The sequence below is a fragment of the Microbacterium gawkjiense genome (assembly GCF_031932225.1).
Lineage (GTDB): Bacteria > Actinomycetota > Actinomycetes > Actinomycetales > Microbacteriaceae > Microbacterium > Microbacterium gawkjiense.
The window spans coordinates 1,067,075-1,091,646 of the sequence record NZ_JAUZVV010000001.1; the positions used below are offsets into that span (position 1 = coordinate 1,067,075).

The following is a 24,572-nucleotide window of genomic DNA, read 5'->3' on the forward strand; positions in this document are numbered from 1 at the left end:
GCTCCTCTTGTCAGACGACGGCGGTCATGCCGCCGTCGACGAACAGGTTCTGTCCGTTCACGAAGTCGCTCGCTGCCGAGGCGAGGAACACGAGCGGGCCGCGCAGTTCCGCGACATCGCCCCAGCGACCGGCCGGGGTGCGCTGGGTGACCCAGTCCGAGAAGTCCGCGTCGGCGACGAGCGCCGCGTTCATCTCGGTGGCGAAGTAGCCGGGCGAGAGCGTGTTGACCTGGATGCCGTGGCGCGCCAGATCCGCCGCCATCCCCCGACTGAGCTGGGCGATGCCGCCCTTGCTCGCCGCGTACGGCGCGATCGTCTGGCGCCCGAGCAGCGACTGCACCGAGGCGATGTTGATGATCTTTCCCGAGCCCCGCGCGATCATGCCGGGAGCGACGAAGCGCGACACGTAGAACGCGCTCGACAGATTGCTCGAGATCACCGCATCCCAGTCCGCGACGGGGAACTCCGCGAAGGGTGCCCGCCGCTGGATCCCGGCGTTGTTCACGAGGATGTCGGGGGTGCCGACCCGCTCGATGAGCTCACCGATCGCGGCCTCGACAGCCGCGGCATCCGTCACGTCGAACAGGGTCGTCTCGGGACGGATGCCGGTGCGCCCGGCGATCGCGTTGGCGCTGCGCTCCGTCGCCTCGGCGTCGCGGCCGTGGACGATGACGCGTGCCCCGGCATCCGCCAAGCCGAAGGCCAGGCTCTGCCCGAGCCCCCGCGACGAGCCCGTCACGAGGGCCAGGCGGCCGGTCAGGTCGAAGACGTCAGACAAGGGACACCAGACCGAAGATGCCGAGCACGATGAGGAAGCCGACGAGCGACTCGATGGCCTGCTGCACCGTCCAGGTCTTGAGCGTGGTCTTGACGTCCATACCCATGAGGCGGCCGACGAGCCAGAAGCCCGAGTCGTTCACGTGCCCGGCGAAGACGGAGCCCGCCGCGGTGGCGAGGACGATACAGGCGACCTGCAGCGGGTTGAAGCCGCCCGACACGACGGCCGGTGCGACGAGCCCCGCCGCGGTGACGAGGGCGACGGTCGCCGACCCCTGCGCCACGCGGAGGAGAACGGCGATGATGTAGGCGGCGAAGATGACCGGGACGCCGATCGAGGCCAGCGAGTCCGAGAGCGCGTCGCCGATGCCCGACGCCCGCAGGACGCCGCCGAACATGCCGCCGGCGCCGGTGATGAGCACGACCGAGCAGATCGGTCCGAGAGCGGACTCGACGATCTTGTCCAGCGCGCTGCCTCCGACGCCGCGGCGGGTGCCGAGGACGAACAGGGCGACGAGGACGGCGATGAGCAGCGCGACCTGGCTCGTGCCGATGAGGCCGAGCACCTGCACCCAGACGGCGGTGCCGTCGACGGCTCCCGACGAGACGAGCGCGGCGGACCCGGTGTTCAGGAGGATCAGGACGAGCGGGATGGCGATGACGCCGATGACGGTGCCGGCCTTGGGCGGGTTCGTGGGCTCGACGTCCTCGCCGAACAGGCGCGGGATGGCGAGCGGGATGCGGCGGTCGATGAAGCGCGCCCAGAGGTAACCGCTGAGGTACCACGTCGGGATCGCCACGACGAGACCGATGAGAAGCACGAGCCCGAGGTTGGCGCCATAGGTCTCGCTTGCCGTGATGGGACCGGGGTGCGGTGGGACGAAGACGTGCATGACCGAGAACGCGGCGGCGGCCGAGATGCCGTAGAGCAGCATGTGCTTGCCGCCGATGCGGCGGGCGACGGCGAAGATGATCGGCAGCATGACGACGAGCCCGGCGTCGAAGAACATCGGGAAGCCCATGAGGAGCGACGCGACGCTCAGGGCGATGGCAGCGCGCTTCTCACCGAAGACGGAGACCATCTTCTCGGCCAGCACGCGGGCACCGCCCGAGCTCTCGATGAGGGCGCCGAGCATCGCTCCGAAGCCGACGAGGAGCGCGACCGTGCCCACGGTCGAACTGAAGCTGTCGATCAGCACCTTTCCGATGCTGCCGACCGGGATGCCGGTGGCCAGTGCCGTCAGCAGCGAGACCAGCACGAGCACGATGAACGCGTGCAGGCGGACCTTGATGATGAGCAGCAGGATCAGGGCGACCGCTCCGGCCGCGATCAGAAGCAGGGGCCCTGCTCCGAGTGTTTGCGTCCACTCGTCCATGGGTGTGTTCTCCAGTGAATCGTCCCGACGCCGGGGCCTTTCCCGGCAGCGAGCCCACGGTGTCACATAAGTAGTACCTTTCGCAAGCGATTGGTAGTACTTTTCGGATGCCGCGACTGTTCCCCCGGTAACCGCGGGGTAACGTGAGGGTCGCAACGAAGGACACCGATGCCCACGCCCGTCACCACCGCGTCCCACGCCCACATCGTCGAGACCCTCGGTCGCCGCATCGTCGGCGGCGAGCTCGCACCGGGGACGGGTCTGACCCTCGCCGGGCTCGAGGAGTCGTTCGCGGCGTCGCGGACCGTCGTGCGCGAGGCGGTGCGCGTCCTCGAAGCCCATGGACTGTTGACGTCGCGCCGCCGCGTGGGAATCGTCGTCCGCCCGCGCGAGGAGTGGGACATCCTGGGCGCCGACATCATCGAATGGTCGCTCGACAGCTCGAGTCGTCGGGCCGTGCTGATCGAGCTCACCGAGCTGCGCATCGCCGTCGAGCCGGTCGCCGCCCGCCTCGCCGCGGAACGCGCGACGGCGTCTGACCGCGAGGAACTCCTTCGATGGGCGACTGTGCTGAGTGATCTCGGCGGGCAGGGCCTCGGGGATTCGGACGAGTACCTCGAGGCCGACATCGCGTACCACCGGCTCCTGCTGCGCGCGTCGGGGAACCCGCTGTTCCTGAAGCTGAGCGAGCCCATCGCTGAGATCCTTCGCGGTCGGTCGGTGCGGGGACTGACGCCGGGGATGCCGCGGGTCGGCACGCTCGAAGCGCACCTCGCGACGGCGCAAGCGATCCACGACGGGCGCGGCGCGGATGCCGAGGCGTCGGCGCGCGAGCACCTGACGCTCGTGTCGGACGAGGTCGAAGGGGCCTGACCCGGACTGGGCGCGGCAGCGGCATCCGCTCGCCCGTCGCAAAGTGCGGCTCCGCGCGGCGCGTCGTGACAGGGGAAGGGATGCCGTGACCCCAGACGCCTTGACGCGCATACCCTAGGGGGGTACCGTATCCGGCGTGAACGGTTACGACGCGAACAAGGACGACCTGCAGAAGCGGCTGCGCCGCGTCGAGGGACAGGTGCGCGGCATCGCCCGCATGGTCGACGAGGACAAGTACTGCATCGACATCCTCACGCAGGTGTCCGCGGCGACGAAGGCGCTCGAAACCGTCGCGCTCTCGCTGCTCGCCGACCACCTCAGCCACTGCGTCGCCGAGGCGAGCGCCGAAGGCGGGCAGGTCGCTGCCGACAAGATCCGCGAGGCGAACGACGCGATCGCCCGTCTCGTCCGCTCCTGAACTCGCTCCTGAACCTGGAGGAAACACCATGACCGAACGCATCCAGCTGGGCCTCACCGACGTCTCCGCATCCGCGACGCCTGCCGCCCCGGCATCCGCTGTCACCGAGGAACTGCTCGTCACCGGTATGACCTGCGGCCACTGCGCCGCGAGCGTCCGCGAGGAGCTCTCCGAGATCGACGGCGTCGAGGCCGTGACCGTCGACCTCGTCGCCGGCGGCACCTCGCACGTCACCGTGCACAGCGCGACCCCCCTCGACGACGACGCCCTGACCGCCGCCATCGAGGAGGCCGGATACATCCGGGTGTCGGCGTGAGCACCACCGACGTCGAACTAGACATCTCCGGGATGACGTGCGCCTCGTGCGCCACCCGGATCGAGCGGAAACTCAACAAGCTCCCGGGCGTCGAGGCATCCGTCAACTACGCCACCGAGAAGGCGCGCGTGCGTGCCGAGGGTATCGACACGGCGCAGCTCATCGCGACCGTCGAGGCCGCCGGGTACGCGGCGGCGGTGCCCGCACCGGAGCCCGAGACGACGGAGGCGGATGACGAGACGAGGCCGCTCCGTCAGCGTCTGCTGATCAGCGCGGCGCTGTCGCTGCCGGTGGCGCTGATGTCGATGATCCCGGCGCTGCAGTTCGAGTACTGGCAGTGGCTCGCGCTGACCCTCGCGGCTCCCGTCGCGGTGTGGGGCGCGTGGCCGTTCCACCGGGCCGCGGCCGTCAACCTGCGCCACGGCGCCGCGACGATGGACACCCTCATCAGCCTCGGCGTCATCGCCTCGTTCGGCTGGTCGCTGTACGCGCTGTTCCTCGGCGGCGCGGGCATGCCGGGCATGACGATGTCCTTCACGCTCGTCGGCGCGCCGCGGGCGGGCGGGCACGAGATCTACCTCGAGGTCGCCGCGCTCGTCACCGTCTTCATCCTCGCCGGGCGCTACATCGAGGCCCGCGCGAAGCGCGCGTCGTCCGAGGCGCTGCGCGCGCTGCTCGAACTCGGGGCGACGGATGCCGCGAAGCTGCAGAACGGTGTCGAGACGCGCGTGCCGGTCTCGCAGCTCGCCGTCGGCGACACGGTCGTCGTGCGTCCGGGCGAGAAGATCCCGTCGGACGGTCTCGTCACCGCGGGGATGAGCAGCGTCGACGCGAGCATGCTGACGGGTGAATCGATGCCCGTCGAGGTCGCGGAGGGTTCGCGGGTCGTCGGCGCGACGATCAACGTCGGCGGACGCCTCGAGGTGCAGATCACCCGGGTGGGTGCCGACACCGAGTTGGCGCGGATGCGGCGGCTCATGGAAGAGGCGCAGACCGGCAAGGCCGAGGTGCAGCGCCTCGCCGACCGGGTCTCGGCCGTCTTCGTCCCCGTCGTGATCGGCCTCGCGCTCGTCGCCCTCGCCGGCTGGACGGTCGCCGGTGCGCCATGGGAGCTCGCGTTCACCGCCGCCGTCGCGACGCTCATCATCGCGTGCCCGTGCGCGCTGGGTCTCGCGACCCCGACCGCGCTGCTGGTGGGGACCGGGCGCGGGTCGCAGCTCGGCATCCTGATCCGTGGACCTCAGGTGCTCGAGCAGACCCGCACCGTCGACACGATCGTGCTCGACAAGACCGGCACCGTCACGACCGGACGCATGAGCGTGACCGAGGTACTGCCCTCGGGCGTCTCGCGCGAGGAGCTGCTCGCCGTCGCGGCGGCGGTGGAGTCGGGGTCGGAGCACCCCGTCGCCCGCGCGATCGTCGCGACGTCGGCTTCGGGGAGTGTCGAGTCGTTCCAGTCGCACGCCGGGTTCGGGGTGCAGGGTGTCGTGGACGGAGCGGCGGTCGTCGCCGGGCGTCCGTCGTGGCTCGCGGAGCAGTGGGCAGTCGCCGTACCTGCGGATCTGCCCGAGGGCACGGTCGTCGCCGTCGCCCGGGACGGGGAGTACCTCGGTGCGATCGTCGTCGCCGACACGGTGAAGCCCACGAGCGCCGCGGCGATCGCCCGCTTCCGCGAGCTCGGGCTAGAGCCGATCCTGCTGACCGGCGACACCGCCTCCTCGGCAGCGCGGGTCGCCGCCGAGGTCGGGATCTCCCGCGTCGAGGCCGGGGTGACTCCGGCGGGCAAGCTCGACGCGATCCGCCGGCTGCAGGGCGAGGGCCGGGTCGTGGCGATGGTCGGCGACGGTGTCAATGACGCCGCGGCGCTCGCCGCCGCCGACCTCGGGATCGCGATGGGTGGCGGGACGGATGCGGCGATCGCGGCATCCGACATCACCGTCGTCTCGGGCGATCCCCTCGTCGTCGCCGATGCGGTGCGGCTCGCGCGGCGGACCCTCGGGATCATCAAGGGCAACCTGTTCTGGGCGTTCGCGTACAACGTCGCCGCGATCCCGCTGGCGATGGCGGCGCTGCTCAACCCGCTCGTGGCCGCCGCCGCGATGGCGCTGTCGTCGGTGTTCGTGGTGACGAACAGCCTGCGCCTGCGCGGGTTTCAGGGGGTCGCGCGGGGCTGAGGCCGGCGGTCGCGTGCGTCCGTGTGTTCGCGGATGCAATGGATGCCGCGCGACACGTCGCGCCGCGGCATCCCTCCCCGGCGTGTCGCGGCCGATCCGTTGCATCGGATGACGGCAGCCGCGCCCTTCGGTGTGCCACGGTGGAGGGATGGCGATCACCGATCTCTCCTGGCCGCACCCGGATGCGACCAGGTCGCGCATCCGGCTCGATGCCGTACCGGCCGAGCTCATTCACGCGCTGGCGCGGGGCGAGGCGCACGATCCTCGCGCGACGCCCTACCTGGCCGGCCCCGACTTCGAAGGGCTGTGGCGCATCCGCAGCGCGCAGATCGCCGCGACGCCGGCGGACATCCCCTGGGTGACCCGGTTCCTCGTCGACCCCGACCTCCCCACGCCTGTCGGCGTCGCCGGTTTCCACGGCGGACCGGACGAGTCCGGCATGGTCGAGGTCGGCTACAGCGTCGATCCCGCCTGGCGACGCCGCGGCTACGCGCGGAGCGCTCTGGAGATCCTCATCGCCCAGGCGCAGAGCCACCCTTCGGTCCGGACCATCCGCGCGACGATCGGCCCCGACAATCTGGCGTCCATCGCGCTCGTCACGGCCTACGGGTTCACCGAGAACGGCGAGCAGTGGGACGACGAGGACGGGCGCGAGATCATCTACGAGATCGCGGCGGGCTGAGGCAGGTCGACGCGCTGTGCGCGGATGCAACGGATGCCGCGCGACACGCCGCGCTCCGGCATCCGCTCCCGGCGTGGCGCGGCAGATCCATCGCATCGGTCCACACCGGCGGCGCCCTCTGTCCCCGCATCCGACCTAGGGTGAGGGGATGTTCACCGTCGCCGAGTCCGTCACGATCGATCGCTCGGTGGACGAGGTGTTCGCCTTCTTCACCGAGGGCCGCGCGCAATGGGACGAATCGGTCGTCTCAGAAGAGCTCACGTCGCCTCCGCCCGTCGGCGTCGGTTCGACGCTGCACACGCGGATGCGGGCGGTCGGGCGCGAGTTCTCCTTCGAATGGCGCGTCACGGCCTACGAACCCGGTTCCCGCATGGCCGTGACCAGTACGAGCGGGATCATGCCGACCTCATCCGAGCTGATGTTCGCCGACGCGAACGGAGCCACGCTCGTCAAGGTTCGCATCGAGGCGGAACCGACCGGGATGATGCGCCTTGCGCAGGGGATGATCGCCGGCGAGGTCCGATCGACGCTCGAGACGTCGCTCGCGAAGGCGAAGCGGATCCTCGAGCAGGGCTGACTCAGGTCAACGACTTCCGCGGAGCGGCGCGAGAGGGTCGCTCTCCTCTTCGTCGCCACCCAGTGCCTGACCCACTCGGTTCTTCGCGCTCGCGAGATGTGAACGGAACAGGGCGGCAAGAGCGTCGTCGTCCCCGTTCCGGAGGGCGGCGATCATCTCGCGATGCTCCTCATCGGCCTGGCCGCGCCCGCCGAGCTGATCGATGTTCTCGTGCGAGTACGGCTGCACCGCGGCGAGCAGGCTGCGCAGGATCTCCGCCGTCCGCGGTCGGCGAGCAGCGTCGTACAGCCGCGTGTGGAACTCGAAGTTCGCACGCATCCAGCGGGAGATCTCCTGCGTCGACGCCATCTCCTCCGCCCGCTTCTCGAGGGCATCGACCTCCGCGCGCGTGATGTGCGTGACGATGTCCGCAGCGATCGTCGGCTCGATCATGATCCGCAGGTCGTAGAGCTCGTCGAGCTCATCCCGATCAAGGGTGCGCACGAAGGTGCCCCCGCCGGGGGTCATCTCCACCACGCCCTCGGTGGCGAGGATCCGCAGTGCCTCCCGCACCGGGCTGCGGCTCACGTCGAAGCGTCGCGCGAGATCCTCCTGCACGAGGGCTGCGCCCGGCGGGATGACCTTCTCGCGAATGGCCAGAGCGATCCGCGAGGCGATCACCTCGGGGCTCATCGATGCCGCCATCACGTCTCCTCGCGTTGCTCGCGCCTGTTCCGAGGATAGGACCCCGCTCCTTGCGCATCCATTGGATGCACTGTATACAGTGTATGCGGGTCTCGCCGACACCGCGACTCGAACCCCGACGATGGAGTTTCTGCAATGACGCACACCTTCCGCCCCACCCGGCACCTGCGCCGGGCGTTGCCCGTGGCTGCGCTGGCGATGACATCCGCGCTCGTCCTCGGCGCCTGCGCTGCAGGAGAGGCGCCGAACGCCGGCCCCTCCTCGAACAGCGAGCCCCAGATGGGCGGCACGCTGACGGTGGCCCTGTCCGCCACGCCGTCGATCATCGACCCGTTCGCGACGAGTCTGCAGGCCGACTGGGTTATCGCCCGTCAGGTCTGCGAGCCGCTGTTCGACGTCTCGACCTCGTACCAGATCGGCCCGGTTCTCGCGAAGGACCTCGTCGACAACGGCGACGGCACGTACACGCTCACGCTGCGCGACGGCCTCACGTTCCAGAGCGGCGCACCGTTCACCGCCGACGACGTCCTCGCGAGTCTCAACCGGTACTTCCAGACGCCGGGCAACGGTTCCATCCTGGCGTCGCTGGTCTCGTCGATCGACGTGGTAAACGAGACCACACTGACGATCTCGTTGAACACCCCCAGCCCGCTGCTCCCGACACTGCTCACGACGGCGTACATGATGCCGGCGAGCGTCGTGAAGGACAGGCCGATCACCGACCCGGTCACCGAGCTCGACTGCACCGGTCCGTACACGCTGAAGAGCTACACACCCGACGGTGATGTCGTCCTCGAGCGCTGGGACGACTACCAGAAGCTGGACGAGCCCGGCGATGGGGGCCTCGGCGCGAAGAACGCGTACGCCGACGAGATCGTCTTCACGCCCATGCCGGAGCCGTCCACGCGACGCCAGGCGACCGAGGCGGGCCAGGTCGACATCGGCGGTTCGCTCTCGTACGACGACTACGACTCGGTGAGCACCGGCGGCGCGGCACAGGCCCTGCTCCTCAGCCCGACCTCGGGATCGACCGTCGTGTTCAACAAGGCCGAGGGCATCATGGCTGACGTCCGGATGCGGCAAGCGTTCCTCTCCGCGCTGAACATGGACGACATCATGCTCGCCGCCTTCGGCAACCCGGACTTCTATTCGGTCGACGGCAGCTTCATCCCCGCCGTGAACGAGGTGTGGGCGACGGATGCCGGCACCGAGAACTTCAACAAGCCGGACATGGACCGCGTGAAGGAACTCCTCGACGAGGCCGGATACAACGGCGAGCCGATCCGCTGGCTGACAACCAAGGAAGACCCGTCCTGGTACGGACCCTCGCTCCCGGCGCAGCAGCAGCTGAAGGAAGCCGGGATCAACATCGACCTTCAGGTGATCGATCGTGCCAGCGTCATCGAGCGGCGCACCGATCCGACGGCGTTCGACCTGTTCTCCTCCGGCATCCCCACCTACGCAGACCCCGTCCTGCTCCCTTACCTGCAGGAGACGTTCCCGGGAACGTGGGTGTCGCCGGAACGCGATGAACTGATCGGCAAGCTGTCGACGGAGGCCGATGCGTCTGCTCGCCGCGCGACCTGGGAGCAGCTCCAGACGGTCGTGTACGACCAGCTGCCGTTCCTGAAGTTCGGCACGTCCCGCCCGCTGCTGATCGCGTCCAACCGTGTGCACAGCGAGCACCCGGACGAACTCGCGGGCTGGTACTACAACACCTGGCTTGACCAGTCCTGACGGACCTGACGACGGAGCGTGACAGAGGAGTCCGATGTCCGAGATGACCGCACCCACGACCGCGTCGATCCAGGAGGCGGTGTCGCGCACCACACGGCCGCGCGTGTGGCGCCGCCTCCTGCGGCGTCCCCTCGCGGTGGCGGCGCTCGCGATCCTCGCTGTGATGGCGGGAGCATCCCTGCTCGCTCCCGCCATCGCCGGCGATCCGAACTCCTTCGTCGCCGTCGAACGCCTGCTCGCCCCGTCGGGCACCCACATCTTCGGAACCGACAACCTCGGCCGCGATGTGTACGCCCGGACGGTCTTCGGCGCACAGGCGTCGCTGACGGTCGGCATCGTCACCGCGACCATCACCACGGCCGCGGGCGTCGTGATCGGGATCATGGCGGGGATGTTCCGCTGGTTCGACGCTGTCGTGATGCGCGTCGTCGACGGCGTCATGTCCTTCCCGATCATCGTGCTCGCCCTGGCGATGACCGCGATCCTCGGCCCGGGTCTCGGTACCGTCATCCTCGCGCTCACCATCGTCTTCGTCCCGGGGATGACACGTGTGGTCCGCAGCTCGGCGCTCATCGCCAGCGAGCTGCCGATGGTCGAATCTGCACGTGCGATCGGGGCGGGCGGCATCCGCATCTTCTGGCGCTACATCCTGCCGCAGTGCACCACCCCCGTCCTGGTGCAGGCCGCCATCACCTTCACCACTGCCGTCCTCGTCGAGTCGGCTCTGAGCTTCATCGGCGCAGGACTCCCCCCGAACGTCCCCAGCTGGGGCGCCTCGCTGTCCGAGGCTCGGAGCTACCTGACCACCGCGCCGTGGATGTGGGGATTCCCCGGGCTGGCCCTCATCCTCACCGTCCTCGCGATGAACATCCTGATCGACAACGTGCGCGACATCCTCGACCCGCGAGCCGGAGGCCGCTGACATGCTCCGCTATCTCGGACAGCGTCTGCTGGCGCTCCTGCCCACCGTGGCCGTCCCCCTGATCCTCGTCTTCCTGCTGCTTCGGCTCGCGCCCGGCGACCCCGCCGCCATCCTCCTCGGTGACTCCGCGACGCCGGAACAGGTCGCAGAACTGCGGGAACAGCTCGGTCTGAACGCACCGATCTGGGCGCAGTTCGGCCGGTTCGTGCTCGACGTGGTCACCTTCCAGCTGGGCGACAGCATCTTCCTCGCCAAGCCCGTCGTCGATGTGATCCCGGCCTATGCGATCGTCACGCTCGAGATCAGCCTCATCGCCCTCGTCGTCGCCCTCGTCCTCGGTGTCGGCTTCGGTGCCCTCGCCGCCTTCCGCGACGGTCGCCCCGCGGGGCGCATAGCGACCGCCACGGGAATCATCGGCATCTCCGTGCCCCAGTTCGTCGTCGCGCTGATCCTGATCGTGGTCTTCGCCGCCGGTCTGCGCTGGTTCAACGTCGGCGGCTTCGTCCCCCTGTCTCAGGGATTCCTGCCGCACCTGCGATCGATCACCCTCCCCGCCCTCGCGCTGGGGATCGCGGAATCGGCTTTCGTCGCCCGCATCACCCGAGGTGCGATCCTCGACGTCATCCGCGAACCGTTCGTCACCACGGCGCGCTCGCTGGGCGTCGCCCCGGCGCGGATCGGTGCAGTGCACGTCGTGCGCGTCGCGGCTCTGCCCATCATCACCGTCGCCGGTCTCCTGGTCGCGAGTCTGCTGTCGGGGAGCGCCGTCATCGAGACGATCTTCGGTGTCCCGGGCATGGGCCGTCTCCTCCTGGATGCCGTCGGTCGCCGTGATTACTCGCTCGTCCAGGGCATCGTCCTGTTCACCGGTGTCTTCGTCATCCTCGTGAACCTCCTGGTCGATCTCTATTACGCGGTCGTCGATCCCCGCGTCCGCCTCGGAAGGAAGAGCGCATGACCGCCCCCCTCCTCGAGGTCTCGGACCTCTCCATCACCGCTGAGACCGCGAACGGGACCTACGACGCGGTGCGATCCGTCGACATCACTCTGCCGCGGGGCGAGGCGCTCGCCGTGGTGGGGGAGTCCGGAAGCGGCAAGTCCCTCACAGCGCTCGCCGTCGCCGGACTCCTGGGCGAGAAGCTGACGCCGACCGGCTCCGTCCGCTTCGACGGGCGGGAGCTCCTCGGGATGAAGCCCGCGGAACGGCGTGCGATGGCGGGACGACGCATCGGGTTCGTCTTCCAGGAGCCGATGTCGTCTCTGCATCCGATCCTCACCGTCGGACAGCAGCTGGAGGAGGGCCTGCGGGCTCACTACGACATGAACCGCCGGCAACGGGCCGACCGGGTGCGCGAGCTCCTCGACATCGTCGGTCTCGGGAAGTCGCGCGACATCGCGGGTGACCGTATCGGTCAGCTCTCGGGCGGGATGCGGCAGCGCGTCATGATCGCGATGGCGATCTCGTGCGAGCCGGAGCTGGTCATCGCCGACGAGCCGACGACGGCGCTGGACGTCACCCTGCAGCGTCAGGTGATCGATCTCCTCGCCACGCTGCGCGAACGCCTCGGTCTCTCACTCCTTCTCATCACGCACGACCTGGGTGTGGTCGCCGAGACGTGCGACCGCGCGGTGGTCATGTACGGCGGCCAGGTGGTCGAGACCGGCCCGACGGCCACCCTGCTGCACGACCCCGCGCATGACTACACGCGGGCGCTGCTCATGTCGATCCCCGTCCTCGGCGACGAGCGGCCGCGACTGCCGACGGTCGCGTCCATTGCGCCGTGGTTGCGCGACACACGCCTCGACCCGCGGGAACGACGCCCGCTCAGCCGACTCGTCGAGCTCGCACCGGGTCATCAGGTGCGCCAGGACGCCGAAGGAGCCGCCGCATGACCGCCTTGCTCGAGGTCGAGGACCTCACGAAGACCTTCACCGTCTCGCGACGCCGTTCGGTCGCGGCTGTGAAGGGAGTGTCGTTCCGCATCGAAGAAGGGCAGACGTACGGCCTCGTCGGTGAATCCGGCAGCGGTAAGTCGACGGTCGCCCGCATGGTCGCGCGTCTCACGGAGCCGACGTCGGGAACGGTGCGCTTCGCGGGGCGCGATGTCACGAGACTCGATCGCGCGTCGAGGCAGCAGTACCGGCGCGACGTCCAGATCGTCTTCCAAGACCCGTTCGGAGCCTTGAACCCGCGGATGACCGTAGGCGATCTGATCATGGAGCCTCTTCAGGTGCACCGACGGGGGACCGGTCGCGATCAACGTGCGAGAGCGCGCGAGCTCGTCGACCACGTGGGACTCGGCGTGGCCGCGCTCGAGAAGAAGCCGGTCGACTTCTCGGGCGGTCAGCGTCAACGCATCATGATCGCGAGGGCCCTCGCGTTGCAGCCGCGGCTCATCGTCGCGGATGAGCCCGTGTCGGCGCTCGACGTCTCCGTGCAGGCGCAGGTCCTCAATCTGCTGAAGGACCTGCAGGAGGCGTTCGGGCTCTCCTACCTGTTCATCTCGCACGACCTCTCCGTCGTCGAGTTCATCTCAGACCGCATCGGCGTCATGTACCTCGGTGACCTCATCGAAGAGGGGGACAAGGCGGACATCTACGCGCACCCGCAGCAGGAGTACACGCGAACGCTCATCGACGCGATCCCGACGATCGAAGGTCGGTCGTGACCTCCCCGGCCGTGAGGGCCTGGCTCGGCCTACCGTTCGCGGCGCTCGCGCACCCTTTCGCCGCTCCTGAGCGGATCGCTCCGCCGATCGCGCCGCTCCCCGGTGGATCCTTCGGACCCGCGCCTGCGCAGCGACCGGTCGAGGGTTTTGATCTCACGAGCGGGCAGTCGACGACCGACTGCCTCACGGTGAACGTCTGGGCGCCGAAGGACGCCGCGAACGCGCCCGTCGCAGTCTGGCTCTTCGGGGGTGGCTTCGAGATGGGCACCGCCTCCACGCCGTGGTTCGACGGTGCCGCGCTGGCCGCGGCATCCGACAGCGTCGTGGTGACCGTGAACTACCGTGTCGGCGCGTTCGGCTTCGGTCATTTCCACCGACCGGGAGGTCCGCTCGCGGACGCGCACGACCTCGGTCTGCGGGACGTCATCGCCGCACTCCACTGGGTGGATGCCGCTGCGGAGACCTTCGGCGGCGATCCCGCCCGGGTGACCCTCATCGGCCAGAGCGCTGGAGCCTTCCTCGCTGCGGCCGCAGCCGTCGCCCCGGACGTGCCGAGGCCGCGTGCTCTCGCGTGCTTCTCGGGCGGCGCCTCCCGGATCGTCGCGGAGCCGGATGCGACCGATTTCGCCGATGCGATCCTCGCCGAACTGGGCATCCTGGGCGAGCCTCAGCGCCTTCTCGATCTCGATCCGGACCGGATCCTCGCGGCGCAGGCTGCCGTCGCCCCCCGTGACCTCGCCGTCCGGAACGGGCACCGTCCCGTCGGGTTCGGTGTCGCCGTCGACGCGGCCGCGGGGTCGCCGGTCGTGCCGAGGCATCCGCTCGATGCCATCGCCGCGGGCGCACTCGTGGACACCTTCGTGCTCGTCGCGGCGGGCACCGACGAGATGGCCGGATTCGGCGCCGGCGTGGTCCCTGCGCTGAGCGGGTCCCTCGGCGACGCTCTCGAGCGGCTTGCCGGAACCTCACCCGCCGCTGTATCCGACGCGTACGCAGGCGAGGATGCGGATTGTGAGTGGATTCGCTTGCTCGGGGACTACATCTACCGGCTCCCCGCGGCGCGGCTCGCGGCAGCGCAGGCGGCGGCCGGCGGGGGTGCGTCGTATCTCGAGGTCGGACGAACGGGCGACGAACCCGGCGGACACGGGGCGGAGCTACCGGGCATCTTCGCCCGCGGCGGAGACGAACGGACACACGCGGTCACGGATGCCGTCGTCGCACTGATCCGGGATGGCCGTGTCGGCGGTGACCTCGCGGCCCCGTTGTCGGCCGGCGAGATCCCGGCCGAATCGATTGCGCCCGCAGACCTGCTCCGCGTCTGGGAGGGGGTGGCCCGGCCATGACCACGTATCGAGTGGGCGCCGGCAGCGGGTTCGCCGGCGATCGGATGGAGCCGGCACAGATTCTCGCCGAGCGGGGCGAGCTCGACGCGCTCGTCTTCGAGTGCCTCGCCGAGCGCACGATCGGGCTTGCGCAGCAGCGCGCATCCGAGGCGAACGGCGCCGGATACGACCGCCTCTTCCTCGAACGTCTCGCCGGAGCGCTTCCACACCTCGCTCCGCACGCGCTCGTGCTCACCAACGCCGGCGCCGCCGATCCCGTCGGTCTGGCCCGACGCGTCGCCGAGCTGACCCGGGACCGCGCCGTCTCGAGGGCGGTCGCCGCCGTTGTGGGCGACGACGTCATGGCTGCGTTGCCTCGCGATGCCCGGGTCACCGGTACGGATTCGACGATCGCGGACCTGGGCGACCGCGTCGTGTCGGCCAACGCGTACATCGGCGCCGGGGCTGCCATGCGTGCTATCGAAAAGGGCGCCGACATCGTCGTGACCGGCCGGATGGGGGACGCCGCCCTCTTCGCGGCCCCGATCGCGGTGCACCATGGCTTCTCCGACTTCTCGCCGGACCAGATGGCGGCGCCGACGCTCATCGGCCACCTCCTCGAGTGCGCGGGGCAGCTCACCGGCGGCTACTTCGCCGACGGCGACCGCAAGGTGGTGCCTGGCCTCGCGACCCTCGGCTTCCCGTTCGCGGACGTTGCAGCCGACGGGACCGCTGAGTTCGGCAAGGTCGACGGCACCGGCGGCCTCCTCTCTCGCGCGACAGTGCTGGAACAGTTGCTGTACGAGATCGACGACCCGGCGCAGTACAAGACGCCCGACGCCACCCTTGACCTCGGGAGTGTACGGATCGACGAGGTCGGCACCGATCGGGTGCGGGTGGCGGCGGCATCCGCACAGGGCAGGCCGGAGCGTCTCAAGGTGAGCGTCGGCGTGCGCGACGGTCTGCTCGCCACCGGCAGCATCGCCTACGCGGGGAGCGGAGCGCTTCGCCGCGCGCAGCTGGCGCTGGAGATCGTCCGCGAACGGTGGGAGGTCGTCCACCGACGGGACCCCGAAGAACTGCGCCTCGACGTCGAGGGGCACAACGCATTGCGACCTTGGTGGACACCGGAGACCGAGCCCGCCGAGGCGCGCGCCCGGGTCGCCGTCCGCACCTTCGACCGAGCCGCCACGAGTCTCCTGCACCGCGAGGTGGAGTCTCTCTATACGAACGGGCCGGCAGGCGGCGGTGGTGTGGAACTGAACCTCAAGGAAACGGTGGGCATCGTGTCGACCTTCATCGATCGTGACGCCGTCCAGCCGCGTGTGGAGATGATCCGATGACGACTCTCGGCACGCTCGCACACGCCCGTGCCGGCGACAAAGGCGACACGTCGATCCTCGTCGTCGCCCCGTTCGAGGCCGCGGACTTCACGAGAGTGGATGCCGCGCTTCAACACGCACGTGTCGCGCAGCACTTCGGAGTCACGACGGAAGCGGTGACCGTGCACGCCGTCCCCGGGTTGGTGGCGTTCACGGTCGTCATCCGGGGACGACTGGACGGAGGAGTCACGCGCTCGCGGGCCGCGGACCCGCACGGCAAGACACTCTCCGGCCACCTCCTGGACCTGCCTCTGTGACCCGACATCATCCTTCCGGCGGACACGGATGCCTCGCGAGGCCGATGATCGCGGCGCGGCATCCCCGTAGACAGGAAGCATGAACCGCGCACTCGCCGCCCTGTCCCTCGCCCTCCTCGCCGCCGGCCTGACCACAGCGTGCGCGCCGACGTCGAGCGACATCGAGGAGCGTGTGCTCGGCACGGTCGCGGCGGGGTCGACCCTCACCGTGACCGACCTGCTCCCCGAGGAGGGGGCGAAGCGGTTCACGGTCGCCTGTCCGTACGAGAGCGCCGCGGATGTCGCCGCCCGGCTCGACGTCGATGGGAAGGCGGTTCCCGACCTCTCCGACCGCGACGACGCCCAGGCGCTCGTTGTCGTGACGTCGGACGGGATCGACGCAGGTGAACTCCCGCGCGATCGGGTCGACTTCTGCTCGACGGGCGGCGCGTGGCCGGTCTATTCGGGCGACGCCGATGACAGCCTCGCCGTCACGCGGAACGACGACGACGTCTACGTCGTGACCCGCTGACCTACTTCACGAGCGGGCGGATCGTGGTGAACCCGCCGTCGACCGGGATCACCTGACCGGTGATGCGGGCGGCATCCGCCGACAGCAGCCAGTCCATGACCGCCGCCACGTCGTCGGCGCTCTGCACCCCGCCCAGCGGGTACTGCTTCTCGGCGCCCTCCCGCTGCATCGGGACGCTCAGCATCCCGGCCGTCATGGGGGTGTCGGTCATGCCCGGAGCGACCGCGTTGACCCGGATGCCGCGGCTCGCATACGTCGCGGCGGCGCTGCGAACGAGCGCCTCGACGCCGCCCTTCGCCGCCGCGATCGCCTCGTGGTTCGCGACACCGATGCGGGCCACGACGGAGCTTGCGAACACTGCGGCGCCAGGCTCCTTGCCGGTCGCCTCGAGCCACGCCTGCAGCATCCAGATGCTGCTCTCGAGGTTCACCCGCAGGATGTCGCGCGCCGCGTCGGCCTTCGTGCGGTGCAGCGGCGTGATGAGCGTGCTGCCGACCGCGTGCGCGAGCCAGGCCGGCGCGTCACCCAGCTCGGACCGGCATCCCTCGAGTGCGGCGGCGGCACCCTCGGGCGTCGTCACGTCGGCCTCGATGTGCGCGTCCGCCCCGACGGCGGTGAGGGATGCGGCATCCCGCCCCACCGCGGCGACCCGCAGCCCGCGTGCCCGCAGCCGGGCGACGAGGGCGCTGCCGACGCCGCCGCGGGCACCGGTCACGAGGGCGATGTCGGACGAGGTCATGATGTCTCCCTGCTCGGGTCGGATCAGTTGTGCGGAAAGGGGACGTCGCCGCGGCGGATCGCGTCAGCGCGTTCCTGGATGCCGGTGATCTCGTCGTCGTCCAGGCGTGAGACGTTCTTCACCTGCAGCGACATGCGGTGGTTGGCGGCGAGCGGCTCCTCGTGCCGGATGAGGTAGTCCCAGTACAGGGTCGTGAACGGGCACGCGTCGTCGCCGACCCGCTTCGCGGGATCGAACGGGCACGTCTTGCAGTACGGGCTCATACGGTCGATGTACTTGCCGGTCGCGGCATACGGCTTGCTGCCCATCAGCCCGCCGTCCGCGTACTGGCTCATCCCGAGGGTGTTCGGCAGTTCCGCCCACTCGACCGCGTCGACGTACACCGCGAGGTACCAGGCGTGGACTTCTTTCGGGTCGACGCCGAGCAGCATTGCGTACAGACCCGTCACCATGAGGCGTTGGATGTGGTGCGCATACCCGTTCTCGAGCGTCGTGCTGATAGCGTCCTGCAGGCACGCCATCGCGGTGTCGCCGGTCCAGTAAAAGTCCGGTAGCGGCTCGAACGCCTCGAACGCATTCCGTTCGAGGTATCCGGGCATCTGCGTCCAGTAGATCCCGCGGACGTACTCGCGCCAGCCGAGGATCTGGCGGATGAACCCTTCGACGGCCGCGAGCGGCGCCTTCTTCGCGCGATACGCCGCCTCGGCCGCGGCGACGACCTCGCGCGGAGTCAGCATCTTGAGGTTCATCGACGACGACAGGTGCGCGTGCCACAGCCACGGCTCGCCCGGCCACATCGCGTCCTGCGTCTCGCCGAAGCCCGGCAGCCGCTCGGCGACGAACAGGTCGAGCGCCTCGAGCGCCTGCGCGCGGGTCACCGGCCACGCGAACGAGTCGAGCGAGCCGGGGTGGTCGCCGAACCGCTTCTCGACGAGGGCGATGACGTCGCCGGTGATGTCGTCGGGCTCGAATCGCGCGCGCGGCGGTACGAGCCCCGGACCCTGCTTCGGAAAGGCCTTTCGGTTGTCGGCGTCGTAGTTCCACTGCCCGCCGACGGGCTGGCCGTGCGTCGTCATCAGCACGTCGTGCTTCTTGCGCATCTCGCGGTAGAAGTACTCCATCCGCAGCGACGTGCGCCCCTCGGCGTGCGCGGCGAACTCCGCGACGGTGCTGAAGAAGTGCCGATCCTCACGGATCTCCAGCGGGATGCCGGTGGTCTCGGCGACCTCGCGGAGCGCCTCCCGCACACGCCACTCCCCGGGCTCCGTCACGATGAGCGCCTCGGGCTTCAGCGTGGTCAGATCGGCGGCGAGCTGCTCGGCGAGTGACCCCCGGGTCCCGCGGGCGTCGAGCTTCGCGTAGTGGAGGGGGCGCCCGGCATCCGTCAGTTCGGCGGCGAAATGGCGCATGGCGGCGAGGAAGACGGCGGTGCGCTGCTTCGTGCTCCACACGTGCTCGGATTCCTCGGCGACCTCCGCCATCCAGACGGCATCGTGGGTCGCGTCGAAGTCGTCGAACGCGCTCGACTCGTGGTCGAGCTGGTCGCCCAGCACGATGACGAGGTGGCGCAGCATGGCGCCAGCGTAGGAACGGCGCGGATCGATCCCCACCGCTTGTGCGCGGTGCGGCCCTGCGCTAGCGGCGCGCGCGACCTGGCATCCTGGGGGCATGCCCGCGACAGAGGACGCCCCCGACGTCGACGTCGAGCACGTCGGCCACGGCGATCGCCGCACGCGGGTCACGCGGGTCGAGACCACCGCGGGCGACGGCGGCCGCCCGTTCGTGCTGGTCGCGGGGGTCGGGGTCGCGCCGACCTACTTCGAGTTCCTCGCGCCGTCGCTCGCCGAGCACGGCGACGTGTTCGCCCTCGACCTGCCGGGTTTCGCCGGGATGCCGCGCCCCGGCGACCAGCCCACGGCCGAGTTCTTCGCTGATCGGGTCGAGGAGGTGCTCGACCACTACGGGCTCGATGACCCCGTGATCATCGGCCACTCGATGGGCACGCAGGTCGTCACCGAGGTCCTGATCCGTCGACCGCAGCTGCGGCACGCCGTGCTCGTCAGCCCGGTCGTGAACGACCAGGAGTCGTCGCTCCCGATCGTCGCGCTGCGGTTCGCGCAGTCCGCCACCCGCGAGACGTTCCACCTCGCCATGACGGCGCTGTCGGCGTACGTCCTCTGCGGCTTCGTCTACTTCGTGCAGGTGTTGCCGCACATGCTCCGGTACCGGCTGATCGAGCGGATGCCGCTCGTCGAGGCATCCGTCCTGTTGATCCGCGGCGAGTACAACGCGACGTCCCCGCGCCGGTTCCACTCGCGGCTGGTCGCGGCGGCGAAGAACGCGCGCCGCTGGGAGATCCGGGGAGCTGCGCACTCGATCATCAACGCGCACGCCGTGGGTGCCGCCGACCTCGTCGTGAAGCACGCGAACGACTCACTCGCCCCGAAGGGACGGATGCCGGCCGAGAAGGCGGTCGTCCCCCCGCCGCCGCACGCGGGACTCGACATCGTGCTCAGCGCGATGCGCGAGCGCTTCGCCGAGTGGTGGTCCGCCGCCCGCGGCGACGAGGCGGGCGTCGAGCGCGCGAAGGAGCGCCACGCGCGCATCCTCTGGCGCGCCTACACCCGCTCGGGCCAGGACCCCCGCCGCGGCGCACGCTGACACCACCCGCGCCGCGCGCTGCTCAGCCGGCGGCGCCCCACACGTCGAGCACCCGCTCGCGGGCCGATGCGACGGCGGCGGCGACCGCACCGGTCACGACGACCTCGCCGCCGAGCGTCGAGGCGACGAGCTCGGGCGCGGGCAGGTCGAGGTCGGTCGGCAGCGAGCGCCGCGCGGCGGCGACCACCTCGGCGACGCCGTCGGCGATCGCGCCCGAGACCACCACCCGCTCGGGGTCGAACATGCTGCCCAGCACGCTGACGATGCGGGCGAGCGCGAGGCCCACCCGGTCGACGATGCGCAGGGCATCGGCATCCCCCTGCGCGGCCATCGCGAGAACCGTCCGCGCGTCGAGCGATTCCGGCGCGACGTCGCGGAACCCCGCCGTCGCCTCGCCGGACTGTGCGAGTTCGGACGCCCACGCGGCCACGCGATGACCGAGGCCCTCGGCCCCGTGCACGCCGTCGACGTGGTCGAACGCGACCATCTCGCCGACCCCGCCGTGGCTGCCGCGCAGCAGGCGACCGTCGACGACGACGCCGGCGCCCAGGCGTGATCCGGCCAGCAGCGCGATGTAGTCCTGGCATCCCTTCGCGGCGCCGACCGACCCTTCGGCGATGGCCGCGAGCGAGGCGTCGTTCTCGATGCGCACGATCGGCGCCCACGACAGCGCGTCGGCGAGGTCGGGGTTCATCCGCTCCCAGAAGCGGGTGGGATGCCGCGGCGACCGGCCCGTGCGATCGACGGGCGCGGGCACGCCCGCGCACACGGCCAGCACGTCGGTCCGCGTGACGCCCGCGGCGACGAGGGCGCGGTCGATCGTTTCCGCGACGATCGCCGCGCGTGCGGGACCGTCGTCGCGGTCCAGGACGAGGCGGGTGTCGGCATCCGCGATCCGCGTTCCGCGCAGGTCGGCGACCGTCACCGACACGTGCTCGTGGCCGGCGTCGACACCGACGACGACGGCGGCGTCCTCGCGCAGGACGAAGCGCCGGGCGGGTCGTCCCTTGCGGTAATCGCCGGCGAGGCGGGCGTTCGGCAGCTCGCGCAGCAGGCCGCGTGCGACGAGCGCGTCGGTCGCTTCGATCGTGGTCGACCGCGTCAACCCCGTGGACTGCAAGGCCTCTGTCGCGGTGAACTCCGAGGAGTCCCACGCGAAAGCGAGCACGGCGTCCTGGCTGGCAGGCCGTGCCGGGGAGGAGGCGAGTGTCGACATCGGGGTCTTGACCTTTCGGGACGCGCCCTGCAATATTGCCTGCATCACATTGATTTGGCGACTAAATATAATCGCCGCATCAACTCCTGAGTGAGAACTTCGTCCGCAACGACGCGATCGGATACACATGTCATCGACCACTCCCCGCCGCCGGCGGGCGGCCGCCGCGCTGGCCGTCGCCGCCCTCGGCGCCGCGACCCTGGCCGGCTGTTCCGCCGACGGCCGCGAGACCATCCGCTTCACCTTCAGCAAACGCGAGGCGCTGACCTTCATGCAGGACGTCGTGAAGGACTACAACGCCTCGCAGGACGCCGTCACGGTCGAGATGGACACGTCGGGCGTCGACGTCGTCTCGGCGAGCTTCGTGCGCGGCAACCCACCCGACATCATGCTGGCCAACTACAACTACGAGGTCGCCCGCTTCGTCCAGCGATGCGCGCTCAGCGATCTCGGTGACACGGATGCCGCGGCCACCGTGCGCGAGGACCTGCAGCCGCTCATGGAGCAGTACGGCACCTGCGAGGGCCGCACGAGCGCCCTGCCGTACTCGGTGATGGCCTCGTCGGTGATCTACAACACGCAGATCTTCGAGGAGAACGGGCTCGAGGTCCCCACGACGTGGGACGAGCTGATCGCCGTGTGCGACGCGCTCGAAGCCGCCGGCGTCACGCCGTTCTACGGCACGTTCAAGGACGACTGGACGGTCGCGCAGGGCTGGTACGACTACGCGATCGGCGGCTCCATCGACGTCATCGACTTCTTCGACGGGCTGGCCGCCGAGGGCGCCGACGTCGACGGGTCCTCGGACGTATCGTTCGAGAAGGACTTCACGGAGCCGGCCGAGAAGATGCTGCAGCTGGCCACCGAGTACACCAATGAGGATGCCGACAGCCGGGCCTACGGCGACGGCAACCTCGCGTTCGGCGAGGGCCAGGCGGCGATGTACCTGCAGGGGCCCTGGGCCTTCAGCGAGATCGCGAAGACCGCGCCAGACGCGCCCCTCGGCACGTTCCCGCTGCCGATGACCGGCGACCCCGACGACCGCGCGATCCGCGTGAACATGGACCTCGCGGCCATGATCCCCGACGCCTCTACGAAGAAGGACGCGGCGCGGGACTTCCTCGAGTACCTGTACCAGCCCGAGATCATCGAGGCCTACAACGAGTCCCAGCTCGGCTTCGCTCCGACGACGGATGCCGCTCCGCCCGACGACCCGCGGGTCCAGGGCATGCAGGAGTTCTACGACTCCGGCGCCATCTACCAGGGCCCGTCCGTCCTCGTGCCGAAGACGATCCCCGTCTTCGCCTACGCGCAGGCGCTGGTGTTCGGGCAGGACCCGGCGCAGACGTTCGCCACCATGGACAGCGACTGGTCGCGGCTCGCGTTCCGCCAGCCCGTCCTCACCGACGAGGCTGAGGAGGCCACGCGATGACCACCACCACCGGGTCGACGACGACCCTCCTGACGCAGGGCGACCGCACGCGTCGGCGCAGCAGCAAACGCGTCGAACCGATCTACTACCTGTTCCTGCTGCCCACCGTGCTGCTGTTCACCCTGGCGATCACCGTCCCCGGGATCATCGGCATCTTCTTCAGCCTGACCGACTCGATCGGGCTGGGGGAGTGGAATTTCATCGGGTTCACGAACTACATCGCCCTGTTCAGCGACCCCGCGATTCTGCAGAGCTACCTGTTCACGGCCGGCTTCGCGGTGGCGACGGTCATCGTCGTCAACATCGCGGCGTTCCTGCTGGCCGTGGGGCTGACCTCCCGCATCCGCTTCAAGACGGGCCTCCGAACGATCTTCGTGATCCCGATGGTCATCTCGGGCATCATCATCGCCTACGTCTTCAACTTCCTGTTCTCGAACTCGCTGCCCTCGGCGGGGTCGGCGCTCGGGGTCCCGTGGCTGCAGGAGAGCCTGCTCGCGAACCCCGACCTCGCCTGGATCGCGATCGTCATCGTCACCGCGTGGCAGGCGATCCCGGGCACGCTCCTCATCTACATCGCAGGGCTGCTGTCAGTGCCGGGCGACGTGTACGAGGCGGCCGACATCGACGGGGCGTCCAAGCGGCAGCAGCTGCTGCGCATCACCATCCCGCTCGTCGCCGGGTACGTCGTCATCAACGTGATCCTCGGCTTCAAGGGCTTCCTCAACGCGTACGACATCATCGTCGGCCTCACCGGCGGCGGTCCCGGAACCGCGACGCGCAGCGTCGCGATGACGATCATCGCGGGCTTCAACGGAGGCGACTACGCCTACCAGATGGCCAACGCGACGATCTTCTTCATCGTCGCGGTCCTCATCTCCCTCCTGCAGCTCTCGCTCACGCGAGGAAGGAACAAGGTCTGATGTCCACCTCCCAGCCCGCGCTCGCCTTCGAGCAAGCCGACACCGTCACCGCCCCCGACCGCCCCACCCAACCGCCGCGTCGTCGGCGCAAGACGGGCGCCGAGCGCCCCAACTGGTCGGGCACCGTCATCCTCTTCCTCTGCTCGGTCACCGTGCTCCTGCCGCTGTACGTCACCATCTCGATGTCGCTCAAGACGACGGGGCAGGCCGTCGACGGCAACGCGTTCTCGCTGCCGGCCCCGTTCAGCTTCGACGGGTTCGTGCAGGCGTGGAACCTCACGCAGTTCCCCGTCGGCGCCGCGATCTCGTTCTTCGTCACGGCGGGGACGGTGGTCGCGACGATCATCCTGGCCGCGTTCGCCTCGTATGCGATCGTCCGCAACTGGGACCGCAAGCTTTTCCGCTACTCGTTCTTCTACCTGCTGGCGGCGATGTTCATCCCGTTCCCCGTCGTCGCGCTGCCGCAGATCCAGCTGACTGGGCGGCTCGGGCTCGACAACCCCGTGGGTGTCATCCTGCTCGCGACGATGTTCCAGCTGAGCTTCAGCGTGCTGCTGTTCACCGCCTTCCTGCGCTCGATCCCGCTCGAGCTCGAGGAGAGCGCCCGCATCGACGGCGCGACGACGTGGCAGACGTTCTGGAAGCTGATCTTCCCGTTGCTCGCGCCGATGAGCGCGACTGTGGGCATCTTCGCCTTCCTCTACGCGTGGAACGACTTCATGCTGCCGTCGCTGATCATCTCGGACCCGTCGATGCAGACGCTCCCGGTGCGGCAGAACCTGTTCCAGACGCAGTTCAGCAACAACTACAACGTCGCGTTCGCGTCGTACCTGATGGCCATGGCCCCCGCGATCCTCGCGTACCTCTTCACCCAGCGCTGGGTGATGGAGGGCGTGACGCAGGGCGCCGTCAAGGGCTGATCGACCA

Annotated in this window: 25 protein-coding genes; 19 read left to right on the top strand and 6 right to left on the bottom strand. The window is 69.7% G+C overall.

Annotated features, from left to right (window positions below; all coding sequences use genetic code 11):
• Nucleotides 1-10: 10 nt before the first annotated feature.
• Together Q9S71_RS05170 and Q9S71_RS05175 are read right to left on the bottom strand one after the other, a co-directional pair.
• On the bottom strand, nucleotides 11-778 hold the full coding sequence (locus Q9S71_RS05170; protein ID WP_311860951.1) for an SDR family oxidoreductase: 768 nt from the start codon (nucleotides 776-778) through the stop codon (nucleotides 11-13).
• Nucleotides 771-2,153 carry a GntP family permease gene (locus Q9S71_RS05175; protein ID WP_311860952.1) on the bottom strand — a complete coding sequence of 461 codons (1,383 nt, stop codon included), beginning with the start codon at nucleotides 2,151-2,153 and terminating at the stop codon, nucleotides 771-773. The genes Q9S71_RS05170 and Q9S71_RS05175 overlap by 8 nt, the downstream gene beginning before the upstream one ends.
• Nucleotides 2,154-2,321: 168 nt before the next feature.
• Between Q9S71_RS05175 and Q9S71_RS05180 the strand changes: the two genes are divergently transcribed.
• The 6 genes from Q9S71_RS05180 (at nucleotide 2,322) to Q9S71_RS05205 (ending at nucleotide 7,193) form a co-directional block, all read left to right on the top strand.
• Nucleotides 2,322-3,026, top strand: a complete 705-nt coding sequence (locus Q9S71_RS05180) for a FadR/GntR family transcriptional regulator (RefSeq protein WP_311860953.1) — start codon at nucleotides 2,322-2,324, stop codon at nucleotides 3,024-3,026.
• Between the two features lie 136 nt (nucleotides 3,027-3,162).
• Nucleotides 3,163-3,444 (top strand): metal-sensitive transcriptional regulator, encoded by a 282-nt coding sequence (locus Q9S71_RS05185; protein WP_064002763.1) that lies wholly within the window; start codon nucleotides 3,163-3,165, stop codon nucleotides 3,442-3,444.
• A 28-nt stretch (nucleotides 3,445-3,472) separates the two neighbouring features.
• The gene (locus Q9S71_RS05190) at nucleotides 3,473-3,760 is read left to right on the top strand and encodes a heavy-metal-associated domain-containing protein (RefSeq protein ID WP_311860954.1); all 288 of its coding nucleotides are present in this window, start codon (nucleotides 3,473-3,475) and stop codon (nucleotides 3,758-3,760) included.
• On the top strand, nucleotides 3,757-5,934 hold the full coding sequence (locus tag Q9S71_RS05195) for a heavy metal translocating P-type ATPase (RefSeq protein WP_311860955.1): 2,178 nt from the start codon (nucleotides 3,757-3,759) through the stop codon (nucleotides 5,932-5,934). The genes Q9S71_RS05190 and Q9S71_RS05195 overlap by 4 nt, the downstream gene beginning before the upstream one ends.
• Before the next feature lie 148 nt (nucleotides 5,935-6,082).
• The gene (locus Q9S71_RS05200; protein WP_311860957.1) at nucleotides 6,083-6,616 is read left to right on the top strand and encodes a GNAT family N-acetyltransferase; all 534 of its coding nucleotides are present in this window, start codon (nucleotides 6,083-6,085) and stop codon (nucleotides 6,614-6,616) included.
• A gap of 148 nt (nucleotides 6,617-6,764) precedes the next feature.
• Nucleotides 6,765-7,193, top strand: coding sequence for an SRPBCC family protein (locus tag Q9S71_RS05205; RefSeq protein WP_311860958.1), 429 nt, complete (start codon nucleotides 6,765-6,767; stop codon nucleotides 7,191-7,193).
• Between the two features lie 6 nt (nucleotides 7,194-7,199).
• Here the strand turns inward: Q9S71_RS05205 and Q9S71_RS05210 are convergent, their stop codons facing one another.
• A complete protein-coding gene (locus tag Q9S71_RS05210) occupies nucleotides 7,200-7,877 on the bottom strand; it encodes a GntR family transcriptional regulator (protein ID WP_311860959.1) in 678 nt (225 codons plus the stop codon).
• A gap of 135 nt (nucleotides 7,878-8,012) precedes the next feature.
• Here Q9S71_RS05210 and Q9S71_RS05215 point away from each other — a divergent pair, with 135 nt between their 5' ends.
• From Q9S71_RS05215 to Q9S71_RS05255, 9 genes are all read left to right on the top strand, one after another.
• Entirely contained in the window at nucleotides 8,013-9,614 is a 1,602-nt protein-coding gene (locus Q9S71_RS05215; RefSeq protein WP_311860960.1) for an ABC transporter substrate-binding protein, read from the top strand.
• Between the two features lie 34 nt (nucleotides 9,615-9,648).
• Entirely contained in the window at nucleotides 9,649-10,536 is an 888-nt protein-coding gene (locus Q9S71_RS05220) for an ABC transporter permease (RefSeq protein WP_311860961.1), read from the top strand.
• Between the two features lies 1 nt (nucleotide 10,537).
• On the top strand, nucleotides 10,538-11,494 hold the full coding sequence (locus tag Q9S71_RS05225) for an ABC transporter permease (protein ID WP_311860963.1): 957 nt from the start codon (nucleotides 10,538-10,540) through the stop codon (nucleotides 11,492-11,494).
• Complete coding sequence (locus Q9S71_RS05230; protein WP_311860965.1) at nucleotides 11,491-12,429, top strand: ABC transporter ATP-binding protein; 939 nt, start codon at nucleotides 11,491-11,493, stop codon at nucleotides 12,427-12,429. Before Q9S71_RS05225 ends, Q9S71_RS05230 begins: the two co-directional genes overlap by 4 nt.
• On the top strand, nucleotides 12,426-13,205 hold the full coding sequence (locus tag Q9S71_RS05235) for an ATP-binding cassette domain-containing protein (protein WP_311860967.1): 780 nt from the start codon (nucleotides 12,426-12,428) through the stop codon (nucleotides 13,203-13,205). Before Q9S71_RS05230 ends, Q9S71_RS05235 begins: the two co-directional genes overlap by 4 nt.
• Entirely contained in the window at nucleotides 13,202-14,548 is a 1,347-nt protein-coding gene (locus Q9S71_RS05240) for a carboxylesterase family protein (RefSeq protein WP_311860969.1), read from the top strand. The genes Q9S71_RS05235 and Q9S71_RS05240 overlap by 4 nt, the downstream gene beginning before the upstream one ends.
• Complete coding sequence (locus tag Q9S71_RS05245) at nucleotides 14,545-15,870, top strand: acyclic terpene utilization AtuA family protein (protein WP_311860970.1); 1,326 nt, start codon at nucleotides 14,545-14,547, stop codon at nucleotides 15,868-15,870. The genes Q9S71_RS05240 and Q9S71_RS05245 overlap by 4 nt, the downstream gene beginning before the upstream one ends.
• Nucleotides 15,867-16,166 (top strand): AtuA-related protein, encoded by a 300-nt coding sequence (locus Q9S71_RS05250; RefSeq protein ID WP_311860971.1) that lies wholly within the window; start codon nucleotides 15,867-15,869, stop codon nucleotides 16,164-16,166. The genes Q9S71_RS05245 and Q9S71_RS05250 overlap by 4 nt, the downstream gene beginning before the upstream one ends.
• 79 nt (nucleotides 16,167-16,245) lie before the next feature.
• Nucleotides 16,246-16,677 (top strand): hypothetical protein, encoded by a 432-nt coding sequence (locus Q9S71_RS05255; protein WP_311860972.1) that lies wholly within the window; start codon nucleotides 16,246-16,248, stop codon nucleotides 16,675-16,677.
• Nucleotide 16,678: 1 nt separating this feature from the next.
• On the opposite strand, the gene Q9S71_RS05260 is transcribed toward Q9S71_RS05255, so the two are convergent.
• Both Q9S71_RS05260 and Q9S71_RS05265 read right to left on the bottom strand, forming a co-directional pair.
• On the bottom strand, nucleotides 16,679-17,416 hold the full coding sequence (locus tag Q9S71_RS05260; protein ID WP_311860973.1) for an SDR family NAD(P)-dependent oxidoreductase: 738 nt from the start codon (nucleotides 17,414-17,416) through the stop codon (nucleotides 16,679-16,681).
• 23 nt (nucleotides 17,417-17,439) lie between these two features.
• Nucleotides 17,440-18,990 carry a cryptochrome/photolyase family protein gene (locus Q9S71_RS05265; protein ID WP_311860974.1) on the bottom strand — a complete coding sequence of 517 codons (1,551 nt, stop codon included), beginning with the start codon at nucleotides 18,988-18,990 and terminating at the stop codon, nucleotides 17,440-17,442.
• Nucleotides 18,991-19,084: 94 nt separating this feature from the next.
• Here Q9S71_RS05265 and Q9S71_RS05270 point away from each other — a divergent pair, with 94 nt between their 5' ends.
• Nucleotides 19,085-20,077 (top strand): alpha/beta fold hydrolase, encoded by a 993-nt coding sequence (locus Q9S71_RS05270; RefSeq protein ID WP_311860976.1) that lies wholly within the window; start codon nucleotides 19,085-19,087, stop codon nucleotides 20,075-20,077.
• Nucleotides 20,078-20,099: 22 nt separating this feature from the next.
• Here Q9S71_RS05270 and Q9S71_RS05275 read toward each other — a convergent pair whose 3' ends face one another.
• Nucleotides 20,100-21,293, bottom strand: a complete 1,194-nt coding sequence (locus tag Q9S71_RS05275) for an ROK family protein (protein ID WP_311860977.1) — start codon at nucleotides 21,291-21,293, stop codon at nucleotides 20,100-20,102.
• A 127-nt stretch (nucleotides 21,294-21,420) separates the two neighbouring features.
• Between Q9S71_RS05275 and Q9S71_RS05280 the strand changes: the two genes are divergently transcribed.
• From Q9S71_RS05280 to Q9S71_RS05290, 3 genes are read left to right on the top strand one after another with little or no spacing between them, the layout of a single operon-like run.
• Nucleotides 21,421-22,725, top strand: a complete 1,305-nt coding sequence (locus tag Q9S71_RS05280; RefSeq protein WP_311860978.1) for an ABC transporter substrate-binding protein — start codon at nucleotides 21,421-21,423, stop codon at nucleotides 22,723-22,725.
• Nucleotides 22,722-23,645 (top strand): carbohydrate ABC transporter permease, encoded by a 924-nt coding sequence (locus Q9S71_RS05285; protein ID WP_217528778.1) that lies wholly within the window; start codon nucleotides 22,722-22,724, stop codon nucleotides 23,643-23,645. The genes Q9S71_RS05280 and Q9S71_RS05285 overlap by 4 nt, the downstream gene beginning before the upstream one ends.
• Nucleotides 23,645-24,565 (top strand): carbohydrate ABC transporter permease, encoded by a 921-nt coding sequence (locus Q9S71_RS05290; RefSeq protein ID WP_311860980.1) that lies wholly within the window; start codon nucleotides 23,645-23,647, stop codon nucleotides 24,563-24,565. Before Q9S71_RS05285 ends, Q9S71_RS05290 begins: the two co-directional genes overlap by 1 nt.
• Nucleotides 24,566-24,572 lie beyond the last annotated feature (7 nt).